The following is a 25413-nucleotide window of genomic DNA, read 5'->3' on the forward strand; positions in this document are numbered from 1 at the left end:
ATGTTCACCCTTCGTTATTCTGAGGCCAGCGCCAGGATCTTTTCCTGGTCCGCGTCGTCTTTGTCCAAAATGCCGGTGATGCGGCCGCCGTGCATCACCATCACCCGATCGCTCATGCCGAGGATCTCCGGCAGCTCGGAGGAGACCAGAATGATGGCGACGCCGCGGTTGGCCAGCTCGCTGATCAGGCGGTAGATTTCCGCTTTGGCTCCCACGTCGATGCCGCGCGTCGGTTCGTCGAGGATCAGGATTTTCGGCTGCGCCAGCAGCCAGCGCGCAATCAGCACCTTCTGTTGGTTGCCGCCGCTGAGGTTATTGATGATCTGATCCATGGTCGGCGTTTTGATGTTGAGCTTTTTGATCTGATCCATGCAGTCTTTAGCCATCTGCACGTGGCTGACGAAACCGTTCTTGCCGATGTATTCCGACAGGTTGACGATGCTCATGTTCTCGACCACCGACAGCACCAAAAACAGGCCGGATTTTTTGCGGTCTTCGGTGAGGAAGGCCAACCCGCTCTCGATCGCCTTCGCCGGGGAATCGACCTTCACCGCCTGGCCCTCGATAAAGATCTCGCCGCCGTCCGCCGGGTGCATGCCGAACAGGCTTTCCATCACTTCGCTGCGCCCGGCGCCCACCAGCCCGGCGACGCCGAGGATCTCGCCGCGTTTGACGCTGAACGACACGTCGTGGAACCAGCCGCTGCGGCGCAGCCCCGCCACCCGCAGCACTTCCTCGCCGATATTGTTGTTGAATTTGGGGAACATCTGCGTCAGTTCACGCCCCACCATCATGGTGATCAGCGACTGTTTGGTCAGATTTTCGGTCTTGTCGCAGGCGATGAAAGTGCCGTCGCGGAAAATGCTCACTTCGTCGGTGATGGCGAAGATCTCGTCCATCTTGTGGCTGATATAGATGATGCCTTTGCCCTGCTCGCGCAGTTCGCGGATGATGGCGAACAGGTGCACCACTTCACCTTCGGTCAGCGCCGAGGTCGGTTCGTCCATGATCAATACGTCGGCGTTGTAGGACACCGCCTTGGCGATCTCCACCATCTGCTGGTTGGCGATGCTCAGTTCGCCCACCAGCGTGTCCGGCTGCAGTTTGATGTTCAGCCGCGCCAGCAGCTCGCGGGTGTTCTCGTTCAGCTGCTCGTGGTTGACGAACCCCAACCGCGCCGGCTCGCGCCCCAGCCAGATGTTTTCCGCTACCGTCATATAAGGCACCAGGTTCAGCTCCTGGTGGATCATGGAAATGCCCGAATGCAGCGCCTGCAGCGTGTCGCTGAAGGTGACCGGCCGGCCTTTGATTTTTATCGAGCCTTCATCCGGGTGGTAGATGCCGATCAGGCATTTCATCAGCGTCGATTTGCCTGCGCCGTTTTCCCCCATCAGCGCGTGCACGCTGCCGGGTTTGATTTTAATCGAGACCTTATCCAGCGCTTTGACGCCGGGGAACTGCTTGCTGATGCCTTCGGCCTCAAGAACATAAGGGTACATACCGCTTACCTCCGCACTGACCCACGTTTTCCGCCGCGCTCGCCCCACACCGGCGCCCGCGGCGGGCTTCAAGGCTTATTTCTTGTTTTTATCGGCGAATTGCTGGTAATTGGCCTGGGTGATCAGCTGGTAAGGGATCAGCACGTTGCTCTCCACTTTCTCGCCTTTCACCAGTTGAACGGCGGTCTGCACCGCACCCTCGCCCTGGCCTTTGGCGTCCTGGAACACGCTCAGCGCCAGATCGCCTTTTCTGATGAATTCCAGCGCATCGGGCGTGCCATCCACGCCGGCCACCCGCACGCCGGACTTTTTAGCCTGCTTGAGCGCCAGGATAGCGCCGATGGCCATTTCGTCGTTGTTGGAAGCGATAGCGTCGATCTGCTGGCCGGTCAGCACCCAGTCAGTGGTGATATCCACCGCATCTTTACGCGTCCACTTGGCGGTTTGCTTATCGACAATCTTGATACCGGGATAGTTGGCCGCCACCTCTTCCACGCCGCGGGTGCGGTCGCGGGTCGATTCATTCGACAGTTCCCCCATCAGGATCATCACGTTGCCCTTGCCGTTCATCAGCTTGGCCAACGCTTCCATCTGCAGTTTGCCGGCCAGCTTGGAATCGGAGCCGACGTAGGCCATGCCGGCCGGGAGCGTCACTTCCGGCTTGCGGTTGACGAACACCAGCGGGATCTTGGCGTTCTCGGCCAGTTTGATCATCGGCTTGACGCCCTGGGTATCCACCGGGTTGAGGATGATGGCGTCGACGCCCTGGCTGACGAAGTTTTCGATTTGTTGAATTTGCTGCGCGATGTCGCCCTTGGCGTCTTCGAACTGGCCGCTGACGTTGCCGTCGGCCTTCATTTTGCTTTGCATCGACTGGCGCAGAATGGTGAGGAAGTTGTCATCGAAGTAAGCCATGGAAACGCCGATCTTGATGTCTTTCGCCAACACGCTGGCCGGCAGCATGCACATCAGTACCGAGGCGGCGATCAATTTCTTCAGCTTCATGTTCGTTACCCTTTAATCGTTAGAATGAAGAGGTCTGTTGGTTGACAGCTAATGAAAAATATTTTTTACATTCAAACAACAATACGGTCGGTGTTATCCCTTTGATACGGCGAAATTACCGCGTTATCGCCGTATTAAGGCCGTGAACAAAATGGTGATCGATATCTCAAAACAGATTAAAAACAATCAATTGAAATAAACCCCTGGTGGAGCAAGTCGCGTCCTCGCCGCTTTTTTAAATGTTTATTTCATAATTTAGACTATTGAAACTTTTTAACCCAAACAAGCGAAACATGCGTTTTGGAATGGCTTATTAACAAAAACATGACACGGATCTAACAAATGAAATGAAAGCCGCCCGCGAGCGTTCCCCTTTCGTGCGCAGGCAAAAACTGCGAGCGGGCGCGCAGTTTGCGGTTTCCGCGTTTCCCGACCATCCTTACTCGGCAATAATGGACATATCCCTATCTCAGGAGGACCTGACATGCAGCTCAGCAGTAAGGTGCGGATGAACCGCCTGTTCAACAACGGCAAGTGCCTGGATGTGGCGATCGATCACGGCATCGCCAACGAACCGGATTTTTTAATCGGGCTGGAAGATATCGAACGGGTGATGGGCAACCTGATCGCCGCGCGCCCCGACGCGATTCAGGTCAACTACGGGCAGGCGGATCTGCTGCAGCGCGCGCCACAGCGCGAAAAACCGGCGCTGGTGATGCGCACCGACGTCGGCAACGCCTATAACGCCGCACGCCACCGCGAAATGTGGGCGGTGCTGCACAACCCGGAAGCGCCGATCCTGGCCGCGCTGCAAATGGACGCCGCCGCGGTGGTGGTCAACCTCTATATGATCCCGGATGAACCCGGCATTTTCCGCCAGTGCGTAGAAAACATCGGCCGCCTGCGCCACGCCTGCGATCGCTACGCCATGCCGCTGATGATCGAACCGCTGGTGATGGCCCCGGCCGGCCAGGGCGCCGCCTACGGATCGCTGGGTGACGTGGAGAAAATCGTGCCGCTGGTGCGGCTGGCGCGCGAGCTGGGCGCCGACATCATCAAGGCCGATCCGACCGATCGGGTGGAAGATTTCCACCGCGTGGTGGAAGCGGCGCGCTGCCCGACGCTGGTGCGCGGCGGCGGCAAGGGAGAGCTGGGCCCGGTGCTGGAGAAATCCGCCGCGCTGATGGCCCAGGGCGCCTCCGGCATGGTCTATGGCCGCAACGTCTATCAACACAGCAACCCGTCGCAGGTGGTGCGCGCCCTGATGGCGATCATCCATCAGGGCGCCAGCGGCCAACAGGCGCTGGAGATCTACCACCAGCAGTAACCCGCTTTTGTAACTAAAATAACCCCTCCGCACCCCGGCAGCGTGCTATAACCTGCTGCCGGTAACTGCAGCTTGCCGCATTCCTCGCTAGAATACGCCGTGATATCGCCATTCGGAGAACCGCCATGCCAAAACAACGGGTGCCGCTCAAGCTGAGCACCTCCATCACGCTGATGGTGTCCGCCATCATCGCTTCGGTGCTGCTGGTGGTGTTCGCGCTGTTTTTCGTGCAGATGAGCCGCGAGGGGCAAGATCAGCTGCAGCAAAAAGCCATCGCCGTCGCCAACACGCTGGCGCTCTCCAACACCGTGATCGACGGCCTGCAGCGGCGCGATCACAGCGGCGCCATTCAGCGCTTCGCCGAGCAGGTGCGCCATCAAAACGAGCTGCTGTTCGTGGTGGTGGTGGATATGCAGGGCATCCGCTATTCGCACCCTAAACCCTGGCTGATCGGCAAGCATTTTATCGGCGACGATTTGGCGCCCGCGCTGCAAGGCAACGTCAACAGCGCCATCAACCGCGGCACGCTGGCTCCGGCGCTGCGGGTGTTCGTGCCGGTGTATGACGATCAGAAAAAACAAATCGGCGTGGTGGCGCTCGGCATCGCGCTGGACACCGTGCAGCGGGTGGTGGCGGAAAGCCGATGGATCATCTATTGGACCATCGCCTTCGCCGCCCTGGTCGGCAGCCTGGGCACCTTTTTCCTGGTCTCTGCGCTCAAACGCATCATGCTGGGTTTCGAGCCTTACGAAATCTCCAACCTGTTCGAACAGCGCAACGCCATGCTGCAATCGATTAAAGAAGGCGTGATCGCGGTCGATAATGAATCCCGCATCACCATCGTCAATGACGAAGCCAAGCGCCTGCTGCGCCAGAGCGGGCCGGTGGAAAACCTGCTGCTGGAAGCCGCCAGCAAACATTGGCCGGCGCAGCTGCATCTGGCGGAGGTGCTGGCCAGCGGCGAACCGCTGCGCGATCGGCAGATCAGCTTCAACGGCAGCGAACTGCTGACCAATACCGTGCCGGTGATCGTCAACGGCCAGGTGACCGGCGCCATCGCCACCTTCCGCGACAAGACCGAGATCAGCCGCCTGCTGCAGCGGCTGAGCGGCATGGCGCACTACGCCGACGCCCTGCGGGTGCAGTCGCACGAATTTATGAACAAGCTGCATGTGATACTCGGCATGCTGCATATGAAGGCCTATCAGCAGTTGGAAAACTACATCATCAACACCGCCAGCAACTACCAGGAAGAGATCGGCGCGCTGCTGCGCAAGATCCATTCGCCGGAGGTGGCGGGCTTCTTCATCGGCAAGATCAGCCGCGCCCACGAGGCCGGCATCGAACTGACCATCGAGGAAAACAGCCTGCTGCCGGAAACCGACGATGCGGAAACCACCCACGTGCTGATCAGCGTGCTCGGCAACCTGATCGAAAACGCCATCGACGCCATCGACGGCGTTGAGGGCCACGAGATCGGCCTGAGCTTCCATCATCACGACGATCAATTACACTGTATCGTCAGCGACGACGGCCCCGGCATAAATCCGGCGATCGGCGCGCGCATCTTCGAACACGGATTTTCCACCAAGGGAACGGGACGCGGCATCGGCCTGGCGCTGATCCGCAGCCATCTGGAGAAACTGGGCGGCAGCATCGATTTCGAATCCGAACCGGGCGAGCTGACCCAATTTTTCGTGCACCTTCCCTATCAGGCCAAGAGCAGAGCCCATGATTAACGTACTGATTGTCGACGACGACCCGATGGTGGCGGAGCTGAATAAATACTACCTGAGCCAGGTCGGCGGTTTTCACTGCCAGGCGACGGTCGCGACCCTGAGCCAGGCGCGTGCCCTGCTGGCCGACGCCAGCGTCAGCATCGATCTGGTGTTGCTGGATATTTACATGCAGCAGGAGAACGGGCTGGATCTGCTGCCCGGCCTGCGCGAACTCGGCGAAAAGACCGATGTGATCATCATCTCCTCCGCCAGCGACGTGAACACGGTGCAAAAAGCGCTGCACTACGGCGTGGTGGATTATCTGATCAAGCCGTTCCAGTTCAGCCGCTTCAAGGAGGCGCTGAGCCACTACCGGCAACAGTCACAGCTCTTGGCGCAACGCGAGTTTTCGCAGGCCGACGTCGACAGCCTGTTGCGCCGCCAGCCCGGCGGCCAGGAGAGCAAAAAGCTGCCGAAGGGCCTGACCAGCATCACCCTGAGCACGGTGTGCGAGTGGATCGAACAGCAGCACGACAGCGAATTCTCTACCGACAATCTGGCCAACGCCATTGGCATTTCGCGGGTGTCCTGCCGCAAGTACCTCATCTATCTGGCGGAAAGCGGCATCCTCGGCACCCGTATTCTGTACGGCGCCACCGGCCGGCCGGTCTATCTGTATCAGCTGAAACCGGACGCTATCGCCATGCTGAAAGAGCATTGCCGCCCGGCCTAAACGACGTCGGGCGCAGAAAGCGCCCGGACGTTAAAGGTTAGAAGTTGTGCATGTAACACTTCGCCTCGGGATGAGGATCTTTCGAGTGTCTGCGCAGGCAGCGCTGCTTTTTCTGCTGCTGTTCCAGGTTCCGCTGCTGCCGCTCGGCGGTCTCAGCGGCTTCGCGCTGCTGTTCGCGTGCAATCGCCTGCTCGTTGGCCAGCGTCAGGTTATCGACATTCCACACCTTGTGGCGCAATGCGTCGCGCTTTTTCTGGTACTCCTCGGTGACCTTACTGTCCTTCGGCGCCGCCGCATGGTATTCCAGATCCACCCGCGCCTGCGCGAAGCTGGAACAACACAAGGCCACGCCGGCCAACACGATCCTTTTCATCAATGACTCCTTTTACATTACATCGCTAGACTCTGCGTACACGCCGGCTCAGCAACCGTTCGGCGATGCCGTCGGCTTTTCCTCTGAACGGGAGACGCGCTGCCCGCCGGTGACGGGCGCTTTGCCGGGCTCGATAGCGCACTCCGCCAACCGCGCCAGCTCTTCCGCATCGCGCTCTGTCGGCGGCGCTTCCTCGCTCATTTCCTGACGCAGATCCTGCGCCAGCGCTTTCAGGCGCTTTTGAAACAGCACCGGCGACACTCCTTCGCACGGCCTGTCGTAGCGCGCTGCGCCGGCGCTTTGGCTTAGCGGCGGCAACAGCAAGAGAAAGATCGCGGCCATGTTCTTCGTCATGGGCAACTCCTTTGATTACGCCGAAATAAACCGGCGGTTCCCTATAAGGAAAACGAATTGTCTGCTAACGCAATGAATGGTCAAGCCACGGCAGAATAACGCAGGAAAGGTAAACCCTCCGACAATATCGGCAGAATGCGCGCATTAATTTGGCTGAATATATTTAGCGGTTTAACGATCGAATATTTTCGCCCCATCTAACGTGCCGCCAATACCGATATTACCTTCATGCAATACCGACGAGGCAGACTCACCCGCCATGATGCGTTGCCGCTGTTCCCGCGTGGCCGGCTGAGGCTGAGACCAGTCCGGGGACGTCGACGTTGGCTGGATCGCGCTGCAGCCGCCCAACAAAAACAACGATACCGTGGCACAATAACGCCATGTCATGGTTTTCTCCTTAAAGGAAATAAAATACCCGCAGCCGGCGGCAAGGGTAAATAAAAAATGACTTTCTTTAGTTTAATAACCGCCGTTATTTCACCATCCGACTGCCGATGTTAACCACCCGGTTCCTCTCTTAACCCGAAATAAACATTTTCGCTTAGCCACCCGATAATTCGCAGGCAATAAAAAAGGCCGGGCTAACCCGACCTTGTTTGACCGCTCGACGCGCTTAGACCAGCTCGATCACATCGAAATTGGCTTCGCCGCTCAGATCGGCGTCGTAGTCAACGCCCTGCAGACCGAAGCCGAACAGGCGCAGGAATTCCGCCTTGTAGCCCTGGTAATCCGTCAGTTCGTTGATGTTGTTGTCGTTCAGCTGCTGCCAGATTTCACGACAGGTTTCCTGCACTTCGTCGCGCAGTTCCCAGTCATCCAGACGCAGACGGTGCTTCTCGTCGGTGTCCGGCGCCGCACCGCTGTACAGCTTGGTGGCGAACAGACGCTGGATCTGCTCGATGCAGCCTTCGTGAATGCCCTGCTCCTTCATGATTTTGAACACGATGGAGATATACAGCGGCATCACCGGAATGGCGGAGGAAGCCTGAGTCACTACCGACTTGAGCACCGCAACGTAAGCCGCGCCGCCTTTGGCCTGCAGCTTCTGGTTGATGGCGTGCGCCGCGCGATCCAGATCTTCTTTCGCCTTGCCCAGCGTACCGTGCCAGTAAATTGGCCAGGTCAGATCGGTACCGATGTAGGAGTAAGCGACCGACTGCGCGTTATCCGCCAGCACGCCCGCTTCGTCCAGCGCGTCCATCCACAGCTGCCAGTCCTGGCCGCCCATCACCTTCACGGTGTCGGCGATTTCTTGCTCGTTGGCCGGCTCGACCACGGCTTCAACCAGCACGTCTTTGTTAGTGTCCAGCGCGACGGATTTGTATGGCTCGCCGATCGGCTTCAGTGCGGAACGCACCACTTCGCCGGTTTCCGGCATCTTACGCACCGGTGAAGCCAGCGAGTAAACCACCAGGTCAACCTGACCCAGGTCTTTTTTGATCAGATCGATCACGGTCTGACGGCACTCGTTGGAGAATGCGTCGCCGTTGATGCTTTTCGCGTACAGGCCTTCTTCTTTAGCTGCCTTGTCGAAACCGGCGGAGTTGTACCAACCGGCGGAACCGGTTTTGCCTTCGCTGCCAGGCTTCTCGAAAAATACGCCGATGGTGGCCGCACCGCTGCCGAAAGCGGCATTGATGCGCGAGGCCAGACCGTAACCGGTGGATGCACCAATAACCAGCACCTTTTTAGGCCCGTTTTTCAGTTCGCCGCGTGACTTAACGTAGGCGATTTGCTCACGGACGTTGGCTTCACAGCCTGCCGGGTGAGCGGTGGTGCAGATAAAACCACGAATTTTAGGTTTGATAATCATAGTAATTTTTTCTTGGTAGCTAAAAACCGAAGGACAATATACCTGATTTTCTCGATATACTTAAGAAAGTGCGAAAACAAGCGCAGTGAACAGACCAGTCGGGACCGCCCCCCCCCCCCCGCGCCAGTGAAGGAGCCGTACCGGGTGAATGCCATTCCCAAAATACATGCCGATGAGGCCGAGATTTCCCTCCCCCATGTCCGAGTCATGCTCGCCGAACAATTCCCGGCCTGGGCGGCGTTGCCCATCGAACTCGTCACCACCGGCGGTACCGACAACGTGATGCTGCGGCTAGGCGACGAGCTGTTGATTCGTCTGCCGCGTACCGCCTCGGCGGCCGAAGCGCTGGCGCGCGAGAACCGCTACCCCGCGTTGCTGGCACCTCATCTGCCAGTGACGATTTCCGCGCCCTTGGCCCAGGGTAAGCCGAACGTCCACTATCCTTTCGCTTGGAGCATCGGCCGTTGGATCACCGGCCGCACGCCCACCTGCGGCGAGTGCAGCCCGCTGCTGGCGACGCAATTGGGTGAGTTCGTGCGCGCACTCCACGCCATCCCAACCGCAGGCCACGCGATCAGCGCTTATCGCGGCGGCCCGGTCAGCGCCAGAGATGCCCTCACTCGCGAATCTATTGCCCAGTCCGCCCCTCACCTCGACGCTGCCGCCCTACTGCAAGCATGGGACAGCGTGAGCCAGGTGAGTGAAAACACCAGCGGCGCATGCTGGCTGCATACGGACATTCAACCCGGCAATGTGCTGATCGACAACGGTGAGTTGGCGGCGGTGATCGACTGGGGCGGTATCGCCATCGGCGATCCTGCGGTCGATATGATAGTTGCCTGGAACCTGATGGGAGCGGAAGCCCGCGAACATTTCCGCCAGGCGGTGAAAGTGGACGATGAGACCTGGCGGCGCGGCCGCGCCTGGGCGCTGTCGATTGGCGTTATCGCTTACATCTACTATGTCGATAAGGAGCCTTCACTCACGCGCACATCACGCTACCAGCTGGAGCAGGTCGCGGCGGAGATGGGGTTGACGCTATAAAACAGCAGGACGGGCTCACTTCGCCCGGCCTGATGATCATTACGCCTTGTTCTTTTCCAGCTGCTCAATCAGCGTGTAACGCAGCGATGAGGCATCGGCCGGTACGTTCTCCACCGGGGTGACGCGCACTTTCAATCGATACTGATAGCCAGGTTCGAAGGTGAAGCCCTCGATGCCGGTATAGAACAACTCCCACGGCTGCTGCGCGGAGCGGCGCACCTGCATGCACTTCATCGGGGCAACGCCCACGCAGTCCACCAGCGCGCTGTTCACCAGCAACACTTCCGTTTGGCCGCCTTTCTCGTTTGCGGGCTGATTCATCGAGGTTCCCTCCTGGCTGCAGCCGGCCAGCGCGGCCAACGCAACAAATAACAACGCTTTAATTTTCAATGTACTGCACCAATAGTCATCCAGGGGCGCCATGCTAACAAATTAACCGACCCAAGAGAACAGATAGCGCTACGGTTCCACACGCCCCAAATATCATTCCTCTGTGCTCTATCAGTCTGGAAAATATCGCAAAATAAACCCCCTGTTCTTATCCGAACCGGTAATTACCCCCGCTATTTTTTCTGTTAAAAACAGCTGGCTTGCGCAAGCTTTACTGAATTTAACTGAATCGATAAAGAGGGAATTTTATGCAAGAGATCGATGCCAAACACTTTCACCTGATCGCCGGTGCCGGTAACTTTGCCGACAACCGCGGCAGCAATGGCCGCGTCAACAACAACGGCGGCAACAAGAACGGGGGCGGGTCATCCAATCAGGGATTCTACGGCAAGCACACCTCGCCGGATTGCGTTAACGGCGTGATCACCGGTTCTCTGGGCGGCCTTGGCGGCCTGGCTGTGGGCGCGCTCAACGGCGGCTGCTTCAAGGAGGGCAGCAAAGGCGGCGGCAACGTCGGCATGGGGAAAGGCGGCAACAAAAACAGCGGCAGCAGCTGCAATAACAATAGCAATAAAGGCGGCAATACCTGTTCGCGCTAAGCGGTTTTAATTAATCAAAGCCCCGGCTGAACCTCTCCGTTCGGTCGGTGCTTTCCATATTTTTGGTGATAACCATGTTTAAACTGTTTCGTACCTTATGCCTGCTGCTCAGCTTCTGGATCGCCACCCTGCTGCTCAGCGGCGCGGGGGTCTCCTTTACCCACGGCTACGCCGCGCCTAAAAATCTGTCGCATTTCGTCGTCTCGCTGGTGGTGGTTGGCGCCATCCTGCTGTGGACCCATAAATTGCTGCGGTTCTTTTTTGCCGAGAAATTTGAGAAGAAACCGCGTTAAGCCGTGTTCTCGTTGGGGGCGCCGCCCGCAACGATAAAACCGGCATCGCGAATCGCCGCCTTAACCTGCCTGGCGTCCATCACGGCCGTTTTCACATAGCCAAAAAAGGCCACCCGTGCGCCGGGCAAACGGACTGGCGTCGCCAGTTGGGCCATCAGCTCACGATTGCGCTGCGCCATCAGCTCGGCGCGCGCCTGCCAAAACGCGGTGGCATCGGCGCGTGTTTCAGTGGCGGTGTCGAACTGAGACGCCAACTCGCTTAGCGCCTCCCACTCCGCCAACAGGGCGGCAACCACTTCAGGGTTAGCCACCAGCCCCCAGTCAGAGGGTAAGGCCCCCTCACGCCACGCATTGAGATAGCCGGGTAGCGTTTTCTTCAACTGGCTCAACCGGTCGTTCAACGCAGGTTTCCTTTTACAACGCCTAATGCCTTGATATTCTGCATAATGCCACTCTCGTTAAACCGATAATGGGAACAATGAACGGAGCTTATCAGCGCCATAAATGACGTAATGACTTTTGGTGCGGCTAAATTAGCGATAGGTGCGGTGGGTGTGTGGAGCCGGAGATCGGGCTGAGGTGTTACGACTGGAAAGAGAAACCAGAAATTTATTGGCGTCTTAAGTGGAATTTCCTTATAAATCAATCACACAAAAAAAGACCGAATACGATTCCTATATTCGGTCTAGGGAAATGGCTCTTGGGAGAGAGCCGTGCGCTAAAAGTTGGCATTTAATGCAGGGCTTGTTCAGCCGTGCACTTTAAGAGTAGCCTACCGCGCCAGTTTTGCCAGCCGCCCGGCGGCCGCGTGATAGTTTCGTGACGAAATAACTATGCGGCAAATGCGCATCAATCTGCGCACGCTGGGCAAGGCGTTGGCAAACAAGCGGTTAGTCAGCGCACAGCTTCTCGGCGCGCTCGATAAACGGCGCCATGCTCATTTTTTTCCCCGGTTCGGCAGGGTCGTCCAGCAGGATCACTTCCAGCGGCTGCGCGCGCTGATGGCCCTTCTTCACCTGCTGCTCCGCCGCGTCGTTGAGCGGATATTGCATCAGAGTGCTGTTATTCAGCACAAACAGCGCACCGCCGCTGCGGCACTGCAGCGTCACTTCTTCCTTGGTGAACGCCCACTGTTTGCCGTACTCCAGTTTGGTGATGTTCACCAGTTTGTCTGCCGCCAGCGCGCCGGTCGCGGTTGCCAGCAGCGTAATGCCGAGTAATACCGATTTCATGTGATGGCCTTAAGGTTGCTATTCGCGCCGATTTTCCCGCAGCTTGGCCGGTTGCGGCAAGCTGAAATGTCATACCGGCGCATAGGTTGCAAATAAACTGACCAGTAGCAGCACCGCCATCCCCAGCCCGACTTCGAGCCAGCAGGCCAGCACCACGCCGCGCTGCGCCAGCGCCGGTACGCGGCTCATCGCCGGCACGATGGCGTAGCGATTGGCCAGCGCCACCATCACCATCAGCGCCACCAGCGCGGTTTTGATCAGCAGCAGGCGCTGATAAGGCGAGCCGAGGTTGAGCGGCCAACCGCCGAGAATGATCAGGCTGTTGACGATGCCGGTGACGATCACCGCCGCCACCGCCAGGTGCCCCCAGCGCGAGAAACGGATCAGCGTGGTGATGGCGTCGCTGCGCCACTGCGGCGGCGACAGGTAACGCAGGCAAACCAGCAGCGGCGCCAGGCTGCCGAACCAGTAACCGGCGGCCAGCAGGTGCACCGCATGGTTGGCGCGGTGCAGCGCGCCCAACGCGCCTTCATGCATCGCCGCGTGGCCGATGAACGCCAGGCTCACCAGCAGCAGCGCCGAGCACAGCGCCAACGCCTGTACGCGCGGCCGTTCCGGCAGCAGCAGGCCCAGGATCGCCAGCAGCGTCAGGCCCAGATGCCAGCGCCACACTTCGCCGAAGGTGGTGCCGAGCACCGCCCACCAGACCTCCAGCCGCCAGGCGTCTTGCCAACCGTCGCCCATCTGCCCGGCCTGGATGGCCAGCAGCGCCACGGCGGAAAGCCCGGCTACCCAGGTGCCGGCAAGCAGCAGCGGACGCACATCGCGGGAGAGGATCGGGGAGAGGCGCTGCGGTGACAATAAGGCGGTGAACAGACTGATGCCGAACATCAGCATCACCGCCGCAAAGTGCACCAAGCGACACAGAACGAACAGGGTCGCCAGACTCACAGTCAGTTTACGGTGAAGCTGTACTGACCTTTGGTTTTATGCCCGTCGACCGACACCACATGCCAGCTGACGTTGTATTTGCCCGCGCTCAGCTCGCCTTCAATCGGCACGTTGACCTGGGTGTTGTTGTTCGGATCGAGCTGCAGCTTGCCGGTTTTCACCACGGCGTTGTCCGGGCCGGTGATTTTCACGCCGCTGAAGTTCGGCTCGATGCCTTCGGAGAAGCTGAGGGTCAGCGCCTTCGGTGCCGGGCTGACGCTGGCGTCGGCCTTCGGCGTTTCCACTTTCAGGTGGGCGTGCGCCAGCGCTTGCTGTGAAGACAGGCCAACGAACAGGACGAAAATGGTGGAAAGCAGGCGACAGGAGGAACGAATTTTACCGATCACAGTGGTATCCCTTAACAGTAAAAGAGGGTCATAAGGGTTAAGGCCACAGCCAAGGCGATGTATCAGCGGCCCCAACCCACCGCAAATGATTGCGCCACGGGTAAACAGAAAACGGGTTGTATCGGCTAACCCGCTGTTTTGACTCTACCATCCCTGTAGCGTATCGCGGTAAATCATAACGACCACGCCGCGGCAAGTCGAGCGCATCACTGGCATTTTGCGATCCGGCAGCACGTATCGCCGCATAACCGCGATAAACGCAGGGTAAAAAAAACCGCGCGTCAGGCTCGCCCGCGCGCGGTTTTTCGATGCTCTGGTGCAGATCAGGCCTGGTCGTTGCCGCCCTGGCCCATCGCGCCCATTTTCTTCAGATCTTTGTCGATGAAGAACAGGCCCTTGCCGCTGGTGCCCACCAGCGCCAGCTTGTCCAGCACGGATTTGAACAGTTTCTCTTCTTCATGCTGCTCCGCCACGTACCACTGCAGGAAGTTGAAGGTGGAGTAATCGTGTGCGGTCATGGCGGCGTGCGCCAGTTCGTTGATCTGACGAGTGATCAGCTGTTCGTGTTCGTAGGTCTGCTGGAACACGTCCGCCAGCGACTCAAACGCCACCGGCGGCGCGGCGATGGTGCCCAGCAGCGGCAGAGAGCCGGTGTCGCTCAGATAGTCGAACAAACGTTGCATATGCTGCATCTCTTCCTGAGAATGCTCTTTAAGAAATGCGGCGGCGCCTTCAAAGCCTTTATCGCTGCACCATGCGCTCATCTGCAGATACAGGTTGGCGGAGTAGAACTCCAGATTCAGTTGCTCATTCAGCTTTTGAGTCATTTCTTGCGTAAGCATAATGATTCCTTTTATTTTGCAGGTCATGAATTTAATTTCCGCGCATTATGCCCTGCTGCCGTAAAAATAAAAACACCTTATTTACACTCAAATCACATTAATTATAAAAATCATATATATCAACAAATTATAATATCACCGCCACATTGAGAATTAACATGATAATTATTTTCATCTTTTAGTTTAATCAAAAAGCGAATCATTCTTATTTAAAAGAATAAATAGATTGCATTACTGCTGGATAAATATCGCTCCCGGCAACGGCGTAATGGGCTTGCCAAGCGCCGCCGGGTGGATTACCTTCTGCGCAGATTCAATGCGGCAAAGTAAGTAAGGAGCATAGCGTGGGTTACAATCTGGCCGAGCTGCCCAAAGAGGAAATGGACAGGGTGAATGTGGATCTCGCCGCCTCAGGCGTGGCGTATAAAGAGCGCTACAACATGCCGGTGATCCCGGAAGTGGTGGAGCGCGAGCAACCGGAAGCGCTGCGCGACTATTTTCGCGAGCGCGTGGCACACTACCGCGCGGAATCCCACAAGTTTTCGCGCCTGCCGTACGAGCCGAAGGCTAAATAGAAAAACCCGCCGTTACGGCGGGTTTTTTGCGTCACTTGCCGGCAAACCGGTCGGTGGCGATCATCAGCTGGTGCAAAATGCCCGGCTCATCATACGAATGCCCCGCCCCTTCCACGATATGCAGCTCCGCCTCCGGCCAGGCCTTGGCCAGGTCCCAGGCATTCTGCACCTGGCAGGCCATGTCATAACGGCCGTGGACGATCACCGCCGGAATATGGCGGATCAGCGGCACGTTGCGCAGCAGTTGGTCGTCGCTCTCCAGGAAGCCCAGATGGGTGAAGTAGTGGTTTTCAATGCGGGCGAACGCCAGCGCGAAATCATCCTCGCCGAACGAAGCGGATTCGCGGCTCGGCAGCAGCGTGACCGTCTCCCCTTCCCACACGCTCCAAAGTTTGGCCGCTTCAAGCTGCACCTGCGGATCGGCCGAGGTCAGCCGCTGCCGGTAGGCGGCGATCACGTCTTTACGCTCGTCATCCGAGAGGATGGACAGCACGCGCTCCCATTTTTCCGGGAAGAAGCGCGAAGCGCCGTCCTGGTAATACCAATGCAGCTCCTGCTTGCGCAGGGTGAAGATGCCGCGCAGCACCATTTCACTGACGCGCTCCGGGTGGGTCTGCGCATAGGCGAGCGCCAGCGTCGATCCCCAGGAACCACCGAACACCAGCCACTGTTCGACGCCGGCCATTTCGCGCAGCCGCTCGATATCGGCCACCAAATGCCAGGTGGTGTTGTTGTCCAGGCTGGCATGCGGACGGGAGCGGCCACAGCCGCGCTGATCGAACAGCAGCACCTTGTAGCGTTCGGGATCGAACAGCTGACGATGATGCGGGGAGATGCCGCCGCCCGGCCCGCCGTGAATGAAAACCGCCGGCTTACCGTTCGGGTTACCGCTCAGCTCCCAGTAGATCCGGTGGCCATCCCCAGTGTCCAGCCAACCGCTGTCGTATGCCGCTAACGGCGGGTACAAACCTCGTAATTGTTCCATGGCGCTTTCCGTCTCTCTGTGAGTCATGCTTTCATCAAAGCGGAAGCCGCCCGGCAGGTCAACGGTAAAACCCGAAAACTCGAACGCGCGCCGGGAACTCGGCGCGCGTTTGCTCAAAATCACAACGACCTGCTTGCAAAACGCCCACAGGCCCGATCAGTTCAGGTGCGCAATCGCGCTGATCTCCACCAACTGCTCGGGCGAAGCCAGCCCAATGACGCCGATCAGCGAACCGGCAGGCCGGTGATCGCCGACATAGCGCTTGAACAACGCAACGCAGGGTTCAAAATGCGCCTGTACGTCAGTCAGATAGATCTCCACATACGCCAGGTTCGAACGTTCGGCGCCGAATCCCGCCAATACCCGATCCAGGTTGTCCAACGTCTGCTGGGTTTGCCGTTCGATATCGCCCGCGCCGATAAACTCACCCTGCATATCATGGGAAAACTGCCCCGAAATATAGAGGGTGTCTTTGACGCGAATGCCTTGGGACACGCCATTCTCCTCTTCCCAAATGACCCCGTGATGGTAGTGCGTGATGCCGTTTTTCATGCTGTTTCTCCAACCGTTTATCGTTTCCATGGCGACTATAATCGTTTGATTGGCGAATGGATGTCGTCACTGAAACGACGTTAACGATGCATTTAATATATTGAATATGTTAAATTTATTGTCTTTTCACCGGTTCTCGGAGGGCAGCATGCTACGGGCGAATCTCAATGACATTCAGGTTTTCATGGCCGTCGTCGACGCCGGCAGTTTTGTCGCCGGCGGACAGACGATGGGGCTATCGCGTTCGGCGGCGGGCAAGGCCATCGCGCGTCTGGAGCAACGGCTGAGCGTGCGGCTGTTGCATCGCACCACGCGTTCGCTTGGCCTGACCGACGAGGGGCGGGAGTTTTATCGGCGCGGTCTGCAGATCCTCGCTTCGGTCGACGACGCCGAGGCCAGCGTGGCCGGCGACAAAGGCACCGCACGCGGGGTGCTGCGGTTGACCGCTCCCGCCGCCTTCGGCAGACGGATCCTGTTGCCGCTGGTGCCGAAATTTCTCGTCACCTGGCCTGAGGTGCAGGTGGAGATCAGTTTTTCCGATCGCCTGGCGGATATCGTGGAAGAAGGATTTGATTTAGCGGTGCGGATCGGCGTCACGGCGCCGGATACCCGGCTGGTGTCCAGAACCCTCGCCAGGTATCGCGCCCTGCTGTGCGCCTCCCCCGCCTACCTCGCCGCCCGTGGCGAACCGCAAACCGTCGAGTCGCTCGCCGGGCATGAGGCTCTGCTGTTCAGCAGCCGCAACCAAAAACAGCCCTGGCGGCTGCGCGACGAGCGCGGCGAATGGGTCAAGGCCCCGGTGCGCGGCCGCCTGCGGCTAGACAGTGGGGAAGCGTTACGCGACGCCGCTCTGTCCGGGTTGGGCATCGCGTATCTGCCGGAGTTTATGATTGCGGAGGACCTGGCCGCCGGCCGTCTGCGGCAGGTGTTGCGCGCCGTGGCGGGTGAAGAAGTCAGGATTGTGGCGCTCTATCCGAATAAGCGCCTGCTGGAACCTCGCGTCAGGCGCTTTCTCGATCTGTTGGTGGATACGCTCGGCGGCTGAGACCTTACCCGCCTTTACGCATATGCGGCTCACGCATCTCCTGCGCGGTTTTCGCCTCAATGCTCAGTTCCGCCGTCGGACGCAGCAGCAGGCGCGCCAGCCCGATGGGTTCGCCGGTTTCCCGGCAGTAGCCGTATTCGCCGTTCTGCAAGCGCGCCAGCGCCGCATCGATTTTCGGCAGCAGGCGGCTTTCGCGATCCAGCTGGCGGAACAGCAGGCGCAGATCCTCTTCGCGCGCCGCCTTGTCGGCCTCATCGCCCGTCGCTTCGCCGCCATCGATCTCTTTTTTCAGCTCATCGATGTGCAGCAGCAGCTTTTGCCGCTCATCCTGCAGCAGCTGACGGAAAAACGCCCGTTGAACCGAGTTCATATAATCAGAATCCGGCATGGCCAGCAGTTGCTGCGCATCCGGTAATGCCATCACAGTCATTGCGTTCTCCGAATATTGAAAGTGTAATATTATAACATAATAATTATTTTTATCACCCGGTCATCCAAAAACAAAATTTCACGTGCAAACAGCCGGTTAAGTGCAATTCGCACTTTGTCGCTTGCATCCTGCCGGCTTTAGGCGGTTAATGGCTGAGCAAGCCACCCAATCATAGGTAACGAGAGGCCATCATGAGTAAGGGAATGGATAGCAAAAAAAATGCGAAGAAGAAGCCGTTGAAAACCCCAGCAGAGAAACGTGCGGAGAAACGCGCCAAAAAAGCGCATCCGTCTGGTGAGTAAGCGTCCTTCCATCCGTCATTAAACCCGCCAAGGCGGGTTTTTTATTGCCTCACAGGAGAGATGGCCGATGTCCTGCTTCACCCTCGCCGCCGCCCAATACCCCGCCGCTGCGGCCGATATCGCCTGTAACCTTGAACGTCACCTTGAATTTGTCGCGCAGGCAGCCCAACAGCAGGTGCAGCTGCTGGTGTTTCCCGAACTGTCGCTAAGCGGCTATGAACTGGCTGATGCTGCCGAACTGGCGCTGACGCTGGGCGATCCGCGTCTGCAACCGCTCGCTGCGGCGGCGCAATCGCATCAGATGACGATCATCGTCGGCGCGCCCTTACGCAGCGGCCAGGCGCTGCATATCGCCGCCTTGATCTTTCACCCCAATGGCGCATTGACGCCCTATACCAAGCAGCATCTGCACGGCGCGGAACGGCAACGGTTCTTGCCCGGCGATGGCGGCTCGCTGCTGGAAATACATCGGCAACGCATCGCGCTGGCCATCTGCGCCGATACTTCGGAGCCCGGCCACGCAAGCGCCGCCGCACAGGCGGGCGCGCAGATTTATGCTGCCGGCGTGCTGGTATCTGAAGCCGGTTACGCGAAAGACAGCGCCGCGCTGGCAGGCTATGCCCGGCGTTACGGCATGGTCACGCTGATGGCCAACCATGCGGCGCCGACCGGCGGCTGGATCCCGGCAGGCCGCAGCGCCATCTGGGATGAAACGGGAGCGCTTTTGGTTGCCGCGCCGGATGACGCTCCTGGGCTGATCATCGCCGGCAAGACTTTCGACGGTTGGCACGGCCGCCTGTGCCGGTTAAGCTGAAGCCTGACGGCAACGCGGAGGAAAGCATGACGTTACGCGTAATAGATACCGAGACCTGCGGGCTGGACGGCGGCGTGGTGGAAGTGGCCTCCCTCGATCTGCTCGACGGCCAGTTAACCAATCCGATGAGCGACCTGGTCAGCCCGGATCGCCCCATCAGCCTCGACGCGATGGCTATTCACCACATCACCGAACAGATGGTGGAAGGCAAACCGCGCATTGCGGTGGCGATCGGCCGCTATCAGGGCAGCCCCTACTATGTGGCGCACAACGCCGCCTTTGATCGCGGGGTGTTGCCGGAGATGAACGGCGCCTGGATCTGCACCCTCAAGCTGGCGCGCACGCTGTATCCGGACATCAAGTACGGCAACCAGTATCTGCGCTACGCGCTGAACCTGGACGTGCAGCTGCCGGCAGACGCCACGCTGTACCCGCACCGCGCGCTGTACGACTGCTACGTCACCGCCGCGCTGCTGCAACGCATCATCAAGGATTCGGGCTGGACGCCGGAGCAAATGGTGCAGATCACCGAACAGCCGGTGCTGCTGAAGAAGTTCAAATTCGGCAAGTATCGCGGGCAGGAAATCGATCGCATCGCCCAGGAAGATCCCGGCTATCTGCGCTGGATGCTGAAATCCATCGACGATCTGAGCCCGGACATGAAACACACGCTGAAATACTATCTGATTGGCTAGCACAGCGGGCGGCGCAGGCCGCCCGCTGTTCGCCGTTACTCCGCCAGCGCCAGAATGAAGGCGTACTCCAGCGCAATATCCTCATAGGCCTTGAAGCGGCCGGATTTGCCGCCGTGGCCGGCATCCATGTCGGTATACAGCAGCAGCTGCCGATCGTCGGTTTTCAGCTCGCGCAGCTTGGCCACCCACTTGGCCGGCTCCCAATACTGCACCTGCGAATCGTGCAGGCCGGTGGTCACCAGCAGATGCGGGTATGCCTGCGCCTTCACCTGATCGTACGGGCTGTACTGTTTGATGTAGTCGTAATAGGCCTGCTCGTTCGGGTTGCCCCACTCGTCGTATTCGCCGGTGGTCAGCGGGATCGACTCGTCCAGCATGGTGGTCACCACATCGACGAACGGCACCTGCGCCACCACGCCGTGGAACAGCTGCGGCGCCTGGTTGATCACCGCGCCCATCAGCAGGCCGCCGGCGCTGCCGCCCATGGCGAACACCCGCTTGCCGTCGCCGTACCCCTGGGCGATCAGCGTTTCGGTCACGTCGACAAAGTCGTTGAAGGTGTTCTGCTTGTTGAACAGTTTGCCGTCTTCATACCACAGCTGCCCCAGCTCACCGCCGCCGCGAATGTGCGCCAGCGCGAACACGACACCGCGATCCAGCAGGCTCAGGCGGCTGGCGCTGAACGCCGGATCCATGCTGCTGCCGTAAGAGCCGTAGCCGTACACCATCAGCGGGTTGGCGCCGCGCTGGAAGCTGTCCTGGCGATACACCAGCGAGACCGGCACCTCGACGCCGTCGCGCGCCTTCACCCACACCCGCTCGCTGCGGTAGTTTTCCGACGTGAAGTTCTTCACTTCCTGCTGTTTGAGCATCGTCCGCTCACCGCTGTCCATGTTCAGTTCGTACAGCGTGGTCGGGGTGGTCATCGACGAATAGCCGTAGCGCAACAGCGCGGTTTCCGGATCCGGGTTATACGCCAGCCAGGTGGTGTAGGTCGGATCGTCGAAGGCGATGCGTTTCTCTTCGCCCGTCTGCCAGTGGATCTGGCGCAGCAGCGTCAGGCCGGCATTGCGCTCTTCCACCACCAACCAATCGCGGAACAGGCTGAAGCCCTCCAGCATTACGTCGGCGCGCGGGGCGATCAGCGTCTGCCACTGCGCTTCGTCCGCCTGCTCGCTCTGGTACAGGCCGAAGTTCTTGCCGTCCTTGTTGGAGCGGATGTAGAAATGCTGGTGATAGTGATCGATGGCGTACTCGTGATCCTTGCGGCGCGGCACGAACAGCTGCGGTTTGGCGTCCGCACGATCGGCGTCCAGCAGCAGGATCTCCGAGGTGGTGGTGCTGCTCAGGTGGATCAGGATAAAACGCTCGGAGGTGGTCTTCTCCAGCCCGACGTAAAAGGTATCGTCCAGCTCTTCGTAAATCAGCTCATCCTGCTGCGGATCGCTGCCCACCACGTGGCGATAGACCTGATACGGCAACAGCGTCTTGGCGTGCTTGCGCACGTAGTACACCGTCGAGGAGTCGTTAGCCCACTCGAAGCTGCCGGAGGTATTTTCCAACACTTCGTCCGCCCAGCTGCCGTCGGCCAGGTTCTTGAAACGAATGTCATACTGGCGGCGCGACAGGAAATCTTCCGCTACCCCCAGCCGCTGATTGTCTGGGCTGACGTCCAGCCCGCCCAGGGTGTAAAACTCGTGGTTCTCGGCGCGCTGGTTGCCGTCGATAAGCACTTCCCAGTGCTCGCTCTCGGTTTGCGGCTGGCGCACATAAATCGCGTATTCGTTGCCCGGTTCATAGCGCGTCTGATAGCGATAGCCGTGGCGCACGTAAGGCACCGAATGTTCCTGCTGCGGAATGCGCGCCACCATCTCTTCGTACAGGGTTTCGCGCAGCGCCTGCTGCGGCTTCAGCATCGCATCGGTGTAGGCGTTCTCCGCCTGCAGGTAGTCCAGCACCTGGCGGTCTGCGCGCTCGTCGTCGCGCAGCCAGTAGTAGTCATCCACGCGCGTGTCGCCGTGAATGGTGATGGGATAAGGGCGTTTTTCCGCTTTCGGTGGGGTCATCATTGCTAAATCATCCGCTTACATAGATTGCGGCAAGAGTGACACGATTCCCCCCGGCTTGCCAAGCGGCGCTACGCCAGCTCGCGCTTTTTCTCGTTGACGTCGCTCTCGATGCCCTGCTTGACGTCCGCCGGGATCTTCAGCGCCTGCGCCAGCGCATCGAGGTAGCCGCGCTCCATAAAGTGATCGACGTCGATCACCAGACAGCTCAGGTAGTAAACCTCCAGCGCCTCGTCTTCATTTTGCACGCTGCGGGCGATCAATTCCGGGTTGAGCGGCTGATCGAGCGCTTCCTGCACCCAGGCCTGCGCCTCTTCCCCCACCTGCAGCTGCGACAGGCTGTGATCGATGGCGCGCTGCTCGTCGGCATCGATATGGCCGTCGCTCTTGGCGGCGAACACCAGCGCCTGCACCAAACGCTTGGCGCGCAGATCCACCGGCGTGGTTTGCAAACCGAACTGCGGTTCGTCCTGGTGGGTCTCTTTCACCCGCTGCTTATACTTGTTCCACAGCACCGCGCCCACCGCCGCGCTGCCGCCGATAATCAGCGCATTCTTGCCGAACTTGCCCACCAGCTTGCGCGAGGATTTGTTGGCCAACAGCACGCCGACCAAACCGCCCAGCGCCGTGGGCGCCAGCAGCTTGCCGATGCCTTCCGCCCCGCCCATCGCGCCGGCCTTCTGCCCGATCAACGTTTGAATCTGCTGCATCCAGTTACTTTTCATCATCTACCCCTTGCGTGAAAAAGCGCGGCGCGCAGGCGCGGCCGAACCGACGGTAAACCGCCAGATTAGGGGATCTTTTGTCAATTTACGTCTGGGGGATGCAAACCTGTGTTTAGCGGCTCGGCGGGCCGGGCGGCCCGCCTGGATGGCTGCGGCGTTACGCGTCTTCGTCGCCCGCTTCGTCGTCCTGCTCGTACTCCGCCAGCTCGTCGCGCATCGCCTGGATGGCGTCGCGGGTCATCAGCGCCAGCGAGCGGTAGAAACCGGTGGTGGCGTGCGCTTCCACTTTGCCGAGGAAGCGGCCGCACCACGGCAGCAGAAACTCGTCGAACAGCGCGATCTGCGCCTGCGCTTCATCTTCCTGCGACTGATCCTCCAGCCAGGAAGCGGCCAGCAGCAGCTGGCCGAAATGGTCGGCCGGCGCCTCCGCCAGCGGCATGCCGCGCTGCTGCAGGAAGGTGCGCACTTCCGCTTCGCTGGCGCCTTCGACGTAGTCGGAGCGGAACGGCGACACGCTGCATTCGCTGCCGACGAACATCGCGTTAAAGTCGGTCGCCAGCTGGTTGACGTCGCAGCCCTGCTGCAGGCGCTTCAGCAGGTCATCCTGCTCCAGCGGCCAGTGCTGCTGAAGCTTGCCCTCTTTGATCAGCGCGAACAGCGGCACCAGCAGCGGATCCTGCGGCTGGCGGTAGAACAGCGTACCCAGCACGCGGCAGACAATGGAAAACTCATTCATGATAATGCCTTATACAATACGGAAAATTTTGCCGGGACGATGTCACAAATCGGCCAATTCCGCAATCGCCGGCTTGCCGCGCCGCTCGAGAAAATCCAGCAACCGGCGCGGGCTGACGTTGAGAATGCGCTCCTGCGGGAAGCCCACCTCTTCGATGATGCGCTCGCAGTGCTCGAAATTACCCAGTGAAAAAGCGACGTGCGAATCCGAACCCAGCGCCAGCCAGCCGCCGGCGTCGCGCACCGCGGCGGCGATCGCCCGGCAATTGGCCTCGCTGCCCTTGCGGGAGTGGGTGAACGACGAGTTATTCAGCTCCAGCGCCACCTCGTATTTGGCCGCCGCCGCCGCGACGGCGGGAATATCGATCGGGTAACGCGGGTTGCCGGGGTGGCTGATGATATGCACGTCTCCCTGCGCCATCGCGGCGATCATCGCTTCAGTATTGGACGCTTTATCCTGCGGCGCAAACACCGGCTCATGGAAACCGGCGATGATCACGTCGGTGGCCGTCAGCATCGGGCCGGTGCAGTCGATATCGCCCTGCAGGTTTTTGATGTTGGCTTCGATACCGCGCAAAATGCCCACGCCGTTCACCCGGCGCGGCCACACGTGCATGTTCATGAAGTGCCAATAGTGTGGCGCATCGGCCATGTCCGGGCCGTGATCGGTGATGGCGAACAGCTTGATGCCCTTCTGCTGGGCTTCGGCGATGTAATCGTGCAGCGTGCTGTAGGCGTGGGTGCTGGCGACGGTGTGCATATGCAAATCAACGGGGTACATTGTTTCTCCTTCCAGAGGGCCCGCCCGCAAAGGTACGGACAGGCGCGATGACGATAACAGCTTATCAGTTACCGAACGGCGGCTGAAGGCTCAGTAACCCCGTTGCCTGTCGACCACGCCGGCCGGGGCATGCCCCGCCTCCAGCGCGCGGATGTTGGCGGCGATCTGATCCATCGCCTGCTGCGGCAACGTGATGGCAGCAATATGCGGGGTAATGGTGACACGCGGATGACGCCAGAACGGGTGATCCTGCGGCAGCGGCTCGCGGGCGAACACGTCCAGCGTGGCGGCGGCCAGTTGCCCCTGCTCCAGCGCCGCCAGCAGATCGGCCTCCACCAGATGCGCGCCGCGCGCGATGTTGATGAGGTAAGCTCCCGGCCGCAGTTGCGCGAACAGCTCACGGTTGAGAATGCCGACGGTCTCCGGCGTATTGGGCAGCAGGTTGATCAGCAGTTTGACGCCGTCGAGAAAGGCGCCGCGCTGCGCCTCTCCGGCGAAGCTTTGCACGCCGTCGATCTGTTTGGCGCTGCGGCTCCAGCAGCGTACGCTGAAGCCAAACTCGGTCAGCTTGCGCGCCACGCTCTGCCCCAGCACGCCGGCGCCGAGGATGCCGATAGTGAAATCATCCAGCGAGTGCGGATCGAGCGGTTGCCATTCCTGCCGCTGCTGCAACGCCTGATACTCGTCGAAACGGCGGAAATAGCGCAGCACATAGCTCAGCGCATATTCCTGCATCTGCTGCGCCATGCCGGTATCCTCCAGCCGCAGCAGCGGCACGCCGGCGGGCAGTGTGCCGGGGTGTTTGCGCTCCTGATCGAGAATGGCGTCGACGCCGGCACCGAGGGCGAACACCGCTTTCAGATCGCGGCGGTTGGCTAACATTTCGTGCGGCGGGCGCCATACCAGCGCGTAATCCGCCGGCCGCTCGTCGCCGCGCTGCCATTCGCGGATCTCGGCCTGCGGCAGGCGTTGCTTGATGCCGGTCAGCCATTCCTGGGCGTTAAACAAGGGGTGGTAATAGATGATGTTCATACTGCGGGCTCCGGTTTGTTTTTATTGGTTTTCCTTCAGCCTTCCGCGATTCGCCGCCGGATGCAAGCGTTAAAGCCCAAAATAAAAACAGCCCCGACCAGTGGGGCTGCTGTG

At 59.5% G+C, this 25413-nt stretch carries 30 protein-coding genes; 10 read left to right on the plus strand and 20 right to left on the minus strand.

Annotated features, from left to right (window positions below):
* Window positions 1–14: 14 nt before the first annotated feature.
* The gene (locus AC2CGQ_RS09990; RefSeq protein ID WP_004940975.1) at window positions 15–1499 is read right to left on the minus strand and encodes a sugar ABC transporter ATP-binding protein; all 1485 of its coding nucleotides are present in this window, start codon (window positions 1497–1499) and stop codon (window positions 15–17) included.
* Between the two features lie 75 nt (window positions 1500–1574).
* Window positions 1575–2504: a sugar ABC transporter substrate-binding protein gene (locus AC2CGQ_RS09995; RefSeq protein WP_015377544.1), complete on the minus strand. Its 930-nt coding sequence runs from the start codon at window positions 2502–2504 to the stop codon at window positions 1575–1577.
* Window positions 2505–2988: 484 nt separating this feature from the next.
* Between AC2CGQ_RS09995 and AC2CGQ_RS10000 the strand changes: the two genes are divergently transcribed.
* The 3 genes from AC2CGQ_RS10000 (at window position 2989) to dcuR (ending at window position 6282) form a co-directional block, all read left to right on the plus strand.
* Window positions 2989–3831 (plus strand): class I fructose-bisphosphate aldolase, encoded by an 843-nt coding sequence (locus AC2CGQ_RS10000; protein ID WP_015377543.1) that lies wholly within the window; start codon window positions 2989–2991, stop codon window positions 3829–3831.
* 125 nt (window positions 3832–3956) lie between these two features.
* Entirely contained in the window at window positions 3957–5570 is a 1614-nt protein-coding gene (locus AC2CGQ_RS10005) for a sensor histidine kinase (protein WP_076740328.1), read from the plus strand.
* The gene (dcuR, locus tag AC2CGQ_RS10010; RefSeq protein WP_004940959.1) at window positions 5563–6282 is read left to right on the plus strand and encodes a two-component system response regulator DcuR; all 720 of its coding nucleotides are present in this window, start codon (window positions 5563–5565) and stop codon (window positions 6280–6282) included. The genes AC2CGQ_RS10005 and dcuR overlap by 8 nt, the downstream gene beginning before the upstream one ends.
* Before the next feature lie 37 nt (window positions 6283–6319).
* Here the strand turns inward: dcuR and AC2CGQ_RS10015 are convergent, their stop codons facing one another.
* The 4 genes from AC2CGQ_RS10015 to fabV all read right to left on the minus strand — a co-directional run bounded on the left by AC2CGQ_RS10015 (window position 6320) and on the right by fabV (window position 8825).
* Window positions 6320–6655: a hypothetical protein gene (locus AC2CGQ_RS10015; protein WP_004940957.1), complete on the minus strand. Its 336-nt coding sequence runs from the start codon at window positions 6653–6655 to the stop codon at window positions 6320–6322.
* Between the two features lie 48 nt (window positions 6656–6703).
* Entirely contained in the window at window positions 6704–7009 is a 306-nt protein-coding gene (locus AC2CGQ_RS10020; protein ID WP_004940954.1) for a hypothetical protein, read from the minus strand.
* A 171-nt stretch (window positions 7010–7180) separates the two neighbouring features.
* Complete coding sequence (locus tag AC2CGQ_RS10025) at window positions 7181–7399, minus strand: hypothetical protein (protein ID WP_021504846.1); 219 nt, start codon at window positions 7397–7399, stop codon at window positions 7181–7183.
* A 226-nt stretch (window positions 7400–7625) separates the two neighbouring features.
* Window positions 7626–8825: an enoyl-ACP reductase FabV gene (gene fabV, locus AC2CGQ_RS10030; RefSeq protein ID WP_004940952.1), complete on the minus strand. Its 1200-nt coding sequence runs from the start codon at window positions 8823–8825 to the stop codon at window positions 7626–7628.
* A gap of 207 nt (window positions 8826–9032) precedes the next feature.
* Here fabV and AC2CGQ_RS10035 point away from each other — a divergent pair, with 207 nt between their 5' ends.
* A complete protein-coding gene (locus AC2CGQ_RS10035) occupies window positions 9033–9869 on the plus strand; it encodes an aminoglycoside phosphotransferase family protein (protein ID WP_484593644.1) in 837 nt (278 codons plus the stop codon).
* A gap of 39 nt (window positions 9870–9908) precedes the next feature.
* Here AC2CGQ_RS10035 and AC2CGQ_RS10040 read toward each other — a convergent pair whose 3' ends face one another.
* Window positions 9909–10259, minus strand: a complete 351-nt coding sequence (locus AC2CGQ_RS10040) for a DUF4377 domain-containing protein (RefSeq protein ID WP_033638116.1) — start codon at window positions 10257–10259, stop codon at window positions 9909–9911.
* Between the two features lie 248 nt (window positions 10260–10507).
* On the opposite strand from AC2CGQ_RS10040, the gene AC2CGQ_RS10045 reads away from it, so the two are divergent.
* Window positions 10508–10858: a hypothetical protein gene (locus tag AC2CGQ_RS10045; RefSeq protein ID WP_099982658.1), complete on the plus strand. Its 351-nt coding sequence runs from the start codon at window positions 10508–10510 to the stop codon at window positions 10856–10858.
* Between the two features lie 74 nt (window positions 10859–10932).
* Window positions 10933–11151 carry a hypothetical protein gene (locus AC2CGQ_RS10050; protein WP_044032093.1) on the plus strand — a complete coding sequence of 73 codons (219 nt, stop codon included), beginning with the start codon at window positions 10933–10935 and terminating at the stop codon, window positions 11149–11151.
* Here AC2CGQ_RS10050 and AC2CGQ_RS10055 read toward each other — a convergent pair.
* The 5 genes from AC2CGQ_RS10055 to ftnA form a co-directional block, all read right to left on the minus strand.
* Window positions 11148–11552 (minus strand): hypothetical protein, encoded by a 405-nt coding sequence (locus AC2CGQ_RS10055; protein ID WP_261438332.1) that lies wholly within the window; start codon window positions 11550–11552, stop codon window positions 11148–11150. The two genes, AC2CGQ_RS10050 and AC2CGQ_RS10055, sit on opposite strands and share 4 nt — an antisense overlap.
* 489 nt (window positions 11553–12041) lie before the next feature.
* Entirely contained in the window at window positions 12042–12383 is a 342-nt protein-coding gene (locus AC2CGQ_RS10060) for a YebY family protein (RefSeq protein ID WP_004940890.1), read from the minus strand.
* A gap of 69 nt (window positions 12384–12452) precedes the next feature.
* A complete protein-coding gene (gene copD / locus AC2CGQ_RS10065) occupies window positions 12453–13334 on the minus strand; it encodes a copper homeostasis membrane protein CopD (RefSeq protein ID WP_484593645.1) in 882 nt (293 codons plus the stop codon).
* A gap of 2 nt (window positions 13335–13336) precedes the next feature.
* The gene (yobA, locus tag AC2CGQ_RS10070; RefSeq protein WP_019454719.1) at window positions 13337–13720 is read right to left on the minus strand and encodes a CopC domain-containing protein YobA; all 384 of its coding nucleotides are present in this window, start codon (window positions 13718–13720) and stop codon (window positions 13337–13339) included.
* A 323-nt stretch (window positions 13721–14043) separates the two neighbouring features.
* The gene (ftnA, locus tag AC2CGQ_RS10075; RefSeq protein WP_015377481.1) at window positions 14044–14562 is read right to left on the minus strand and encodes a non-heme ferritin; all 519 of its coding nucleotides are present in this window, start codon (window positions 14560–14562) and stop codon (window positions 14044–14046) included.
* Between the two features lie 344 nt (window positions 14563–14906).
* Between ftnA and AC2CGQ_RS10080 the strand changes: the two genes are divergently transcribed.
* A complete protein-coding gene (locus AC2CGQ_RS10080) occupies window positions 14907–15137 on the plus strand; it encodes a DNA polymerase III subunit theta (protein ID WP_044031457.1) in 231 nt (76 codons plus the stop codon).
* Window positions 15138–15168: 31 nt separating this feature from the next.
* On the opposite strand, the gene pip is transcribed toward AC2CGQ_RS10080, so the two are convergent.
* Window positions 15169–16122: a prolyl aminopeptidase gene (pip, locus tag AC2CGQ_RS10085; RefSeq protein WP_004928848.1), complete on the minus strand. Its 954-nt coding sequence runs from the start codon at window positions 16120–16122 to the stop codon at window positions 15169–15171.
* A gap of 156 nt (window positions 16123–16278) precedes the next feature.
* Entirely contained in the window at window positions 16279–16674 is a 396-nt protein-coding gene (locus AC2CGQ_RS10090) for a RidA family protein (protein ID WP_166445024.1), read from the minus strand.
* 148 nt (window positions 16675–16822) lie between these two features.
* Between AC2CGQ_RS10090 and AC2CGQ_RS10095 the strand changes: the two genes are divergently transcribed.
* On the plus strand, window positions 16823–17719 hold the full coding sequence (locus AC2CGQ_RS10095) for a LysR family transcriptional regulator (RefSeq protein WP_484593646.1): 897 nt from the start codon (window positions 16823–16825) through the stop codon (window positions 17717–17719).
* Between the two features lie 4 nt (window positions 17720–17723).
* On the opposite strand, the gene dksA is transcribed toward AC2CGQ_RS10095, so the two are convergent.
* Window positions 17724–18149, minus strand: a complete 426-nt coding sequence (dksA, locus tag AC2CGQ_RS10100; RefSeq protein ID WP_004928840.1) for an RNA polymerase-binding protein DksA — start codon at window positions 18147–18149, stop codon at window positions 17724–17726.
* A 369-nt stretch (window positions 18150–18518) separates the two neighbouring features.
* On the opposite strand from dksA, the gene AC2CGQ_RS10105 reads away from it, so the two are divergent.
* Window positions 18519–19265 carry a carbon-nitrogen hydrolase family protein gene (locus AC2CGQ_RS10105; protein WP_015377477.1) on the plus strand — a complete coding sequence of 249 codons (747 nt, stop codon included), beginning with the start codon at window positions 18519–18521 and terminating at the stop codon, window positions 19263–19265.
* Between the two features lie 26 nt (window positions 19266–19291).
* Complete coding sequence (exoX, locus tag AC2CGQ_RS10110) at window positions 19292–19960, plus strand: exodeoxyribonuclease X (protein WP_004928833.1); 669 nt, start codon at window positions 19292–19294, stop codon at window positions 19958–19960.
* Window positions 19961–19995: 35 nt separating this feature from the next.
* On the opposite strand, the gene AC2CGQ_RS10115 is transcribed toward exoX, so the two are convergent.
* The 5 genes from AC2CGQ_RS10115 to ghrA all read right to left on the minus strand — a co-directional run bounded on the left by AC2CGQ_RS10115 (window position 19996) and on the right by ghrA (window position 25299).
* Window positions 19996–22029: a S9 family peptidase gene (locus AC2CGQ_RS10115; protein WP_172574634.1), complete on the minus strand. Its 2034-nt coding sequence runs from the start codon at window positions 22027–22029 to the stop codon at window positions 19996–19998.
* A 68-nt stretch (window positions 22030–22097) separates the two neighbouring features.
* Window positions 22098–22751, minus strand: a complete 654-nt coding sequence (locus AC2CGQ_RS10120; protein ID WP_099982672.1) for a tellurite resistance TerB family protein — start codon at window positions 22749–22751, stop codon at window positions 22098–22100.
* Window positions 22752–22908: 157 nt separating this feature from the next.
* A complete protein-coding gene (locus tag AC2CGQ_RS10125) occupies window positions 22909–23487 on the minus strand; it encodes a TorD/DmsD family molecular chaperone (protein WP_484593647.1) in 579 nt (192 codons plus the stop codon).
* A 42-nt stretch (window positions 23488–23529) separates the two neighbouring features.
* On the minus strand, window positions 23530–24267 hold the full coding sequence (locus tag AC2CGQ_RS10130) for a phosphatase (RefSeq protein ID WP_004928821.1): 738 nt from the start codon (window positions 24265–24267) through the stop codon (window positions 23530–23532).
* 90 nt (window positions 24268–24357) lie between these two features.
* Window positions 24358–25299, minus strand: coding sequence for a glyoxylate/hydroxypyruvate reductase GhrA (ghrA, locus tag AC2CGQ_RS10135; RefSeq protein ID WP_021505290.1), 942 nt, complete (start codon window positions 25297–25299; stop codon window positions 24358–24360).
* Window positions 25300–25413 lie beyond the last annotated feature (114 nt).

Source organism: Serratia sp. DFXYC6 (genome assembly GCF_057196085.1).

What these genes read in the sequence shown, in the direction of transcription:
- pip (WP_004928848.1), bottom strand. Translation starts at nt 16,122, where the DNA reads ATGGAACAATTACGAGGTTTGTACCCGCCGTTAGCGGCATACGACAGC.
- AC2CGQ_RS10015 (WP_004940957.1), bottom strand. Translation starts at nt 6,655, where the DNA reads ATGAAAAGGATCGTGTTGGCCGGCGTGGCCTTGTGTTGTTCCAGCTTC.
- dcuR (WP_004940959.1), top strand. Translation starts at nt 5,563, where the DNA reads ATGATTAACGTACTGATTGTCGACGACGACCCGATGGTGGCGGAGCTG.
- AC2CGQ_RS10125 (WP_484593647.1), bottom strand. Translation starts at nt 23,487, where the DNA reads ATGAATGAGTTTTCCATTGTCTGCCGCGTGCTGGGTACGCTGTTCTAC.
- AC2CGQ_RS10045 (WP_099982658.1), top strand. Translation starts at nt 10,508, where the DNA reads ATGCAAGAGATCGATGCCAAACACTTTCACCTGATCGCCGGTGCCGGT.
- AC2CGQ_RS10105 (WP_015377477.1), top strand. Translation starts at nt 18,519, where the DNA reads ATGTCCTGCTTCACCCTCGCCGCCGCCCAATACCCCGCCGCTGCGGCC.
- AC2CGQ_RS10130 (WP_004928821.1), bottom strand. Translation starts at nt 24,267, where the DNA reads ATGTACCCCGTTGATTTGCATATGCACACCGTCGCCAGCACCCACGCC.
- AC2CGQ_RS10020 (WP_004940954.1), bottom strand. Translation starts at nt 7,009, where the DNA reads ATGACGAAGAACATGGCCGCGATCTTTCTCTTGCTGTTGCCGCCGCTA.
- ftnA (WP_015377481.1), bottom strand. Translation starts at nt 14,562, where the DNA reads ATGCTTACGCAAGAAATGACTCAAAAGCTGAATGAGCAACTGAATCTG.
- AC2CGQ_RS10035 (WP_484593644.1), top strand. Translation starts at nt 9,033, where the DNA reads ATGCTCGCCGAACAATTCCCGGCCTGGGCGGCGTTGCCCATCGAACTC.
- AC2CGQ_RS10115 (WP_172574634.1), bottom strand. Translation starts at nt 22,029, where the DNA reads ATGATGACCCCACCGAAAGCGGAAAAACGCCCTTATCCCATCACCATT.
- AC2CGQ_RS10090 (WP_166445024.1), bottom strand. Translation starts at nt 16,674, where the DNA reads ATGAAAAACGGCATCACGCACTACCATCACGGGGTCATTTGGGAAGAG.
- ghrA (WP_021505290.1), bottom strand. Translation starts at nt 25,299, where the DNA reads ATGAACATCATCTATTACCACCCCTTGTTTAACGCCCAGGAATGGCTG.
- AC2CGQ_RS10060 (WP_004940890.1), bottom strand. Translation starts at nt 12,383, where the DNA reads ATGAAATCGGTATTACTCGGCATTACGCTGCTGGCAACCGCGACCGGC.
- AC2CGQ_RS10005 (WP_076740328.1), top strand. Translation starts at nt 3,957, where the DNA reads ATGCCAAAACAACGGGTGCCGCTCAAGCTGAGCACCTCCATCACGCTG.
- AC2CGQ_RS10095 (WP_484593646.1), top strand. Translation starts at nt 16,823, where the DNA reads ATGCTACGGGCGAATCTCAATGACATTCAGGTTTTCATGGCCGTCGTC.
- dksA (WP_004928840.1), bottom strand. Translation starts at nt 18,149, where the DNA reads ATGACTGTGATGGCATTACCGGATGCGCAGCAACTGCTGGCCATGCCG.
- AC2CGQ_RS10120 (WP_099982672.1), bottom strand. Translation starts at nt 22,751, where the DNA reads ATGAAAAGTAACTGGATGCAGCAGATTCAAACGTTGATCGGGCAGAAG.
- AC2CGQ_RS10050 (WP_044032093.1), top strand. Translation starts at nt 10,933, where the DNA reads ATGTTTAAACTGTTTCGTACCTTATGCCTGCTGCTCAGCTTCTGGATC.
- AC2CGQ_RS09995 (WP_015377544.1), bottom strand. Translation starts at nt 2,504, where the DNA reads ATGAAGCTGAAGAAATTGATCGCCGCCTCGGTACTGATGTGCATGCTG.
- AC2CGQ_RS09990 (WP_004940975.1), bottom strand. Translation starts at nt 1,499, where the DNA reads ATGTACCCTTATGTTCTTGAGGCCGAAGGCATCAGCAAGCAGTTCCCC.
- AC2CGQ_RS10000 (WP_015377543.1), top strand. Translation starts at nt 2,989, where the DNA reads ATGCAGCTCAGCAGTAAGGTGCGGATGAACCGCCTGTTCAACAACGGC.
- fabV (WP_004940952.1), bottom strand. Translation starts at nt 8,825, where the DNA reads ATGATTATCAAACCTAAAATTCGTGGTTTTATCTGCACCACCGCTCAC.
- exoX (WP_004928833.1), top strand. Translation starts at nt 19,292, where the DNA reads ATGACGTTACGCGTAATAGATACCGAGACCTGCGGGCTGGACGGCGGC.
- AC2CGQ_RS10025 (WP_021504846.1), bottom strand. Translation starts at nt 7,399, where the DNA reads ATGACATGGCGTTATTGTGCCACGGTATCGTTGTTTTTGTTGGGCGGC.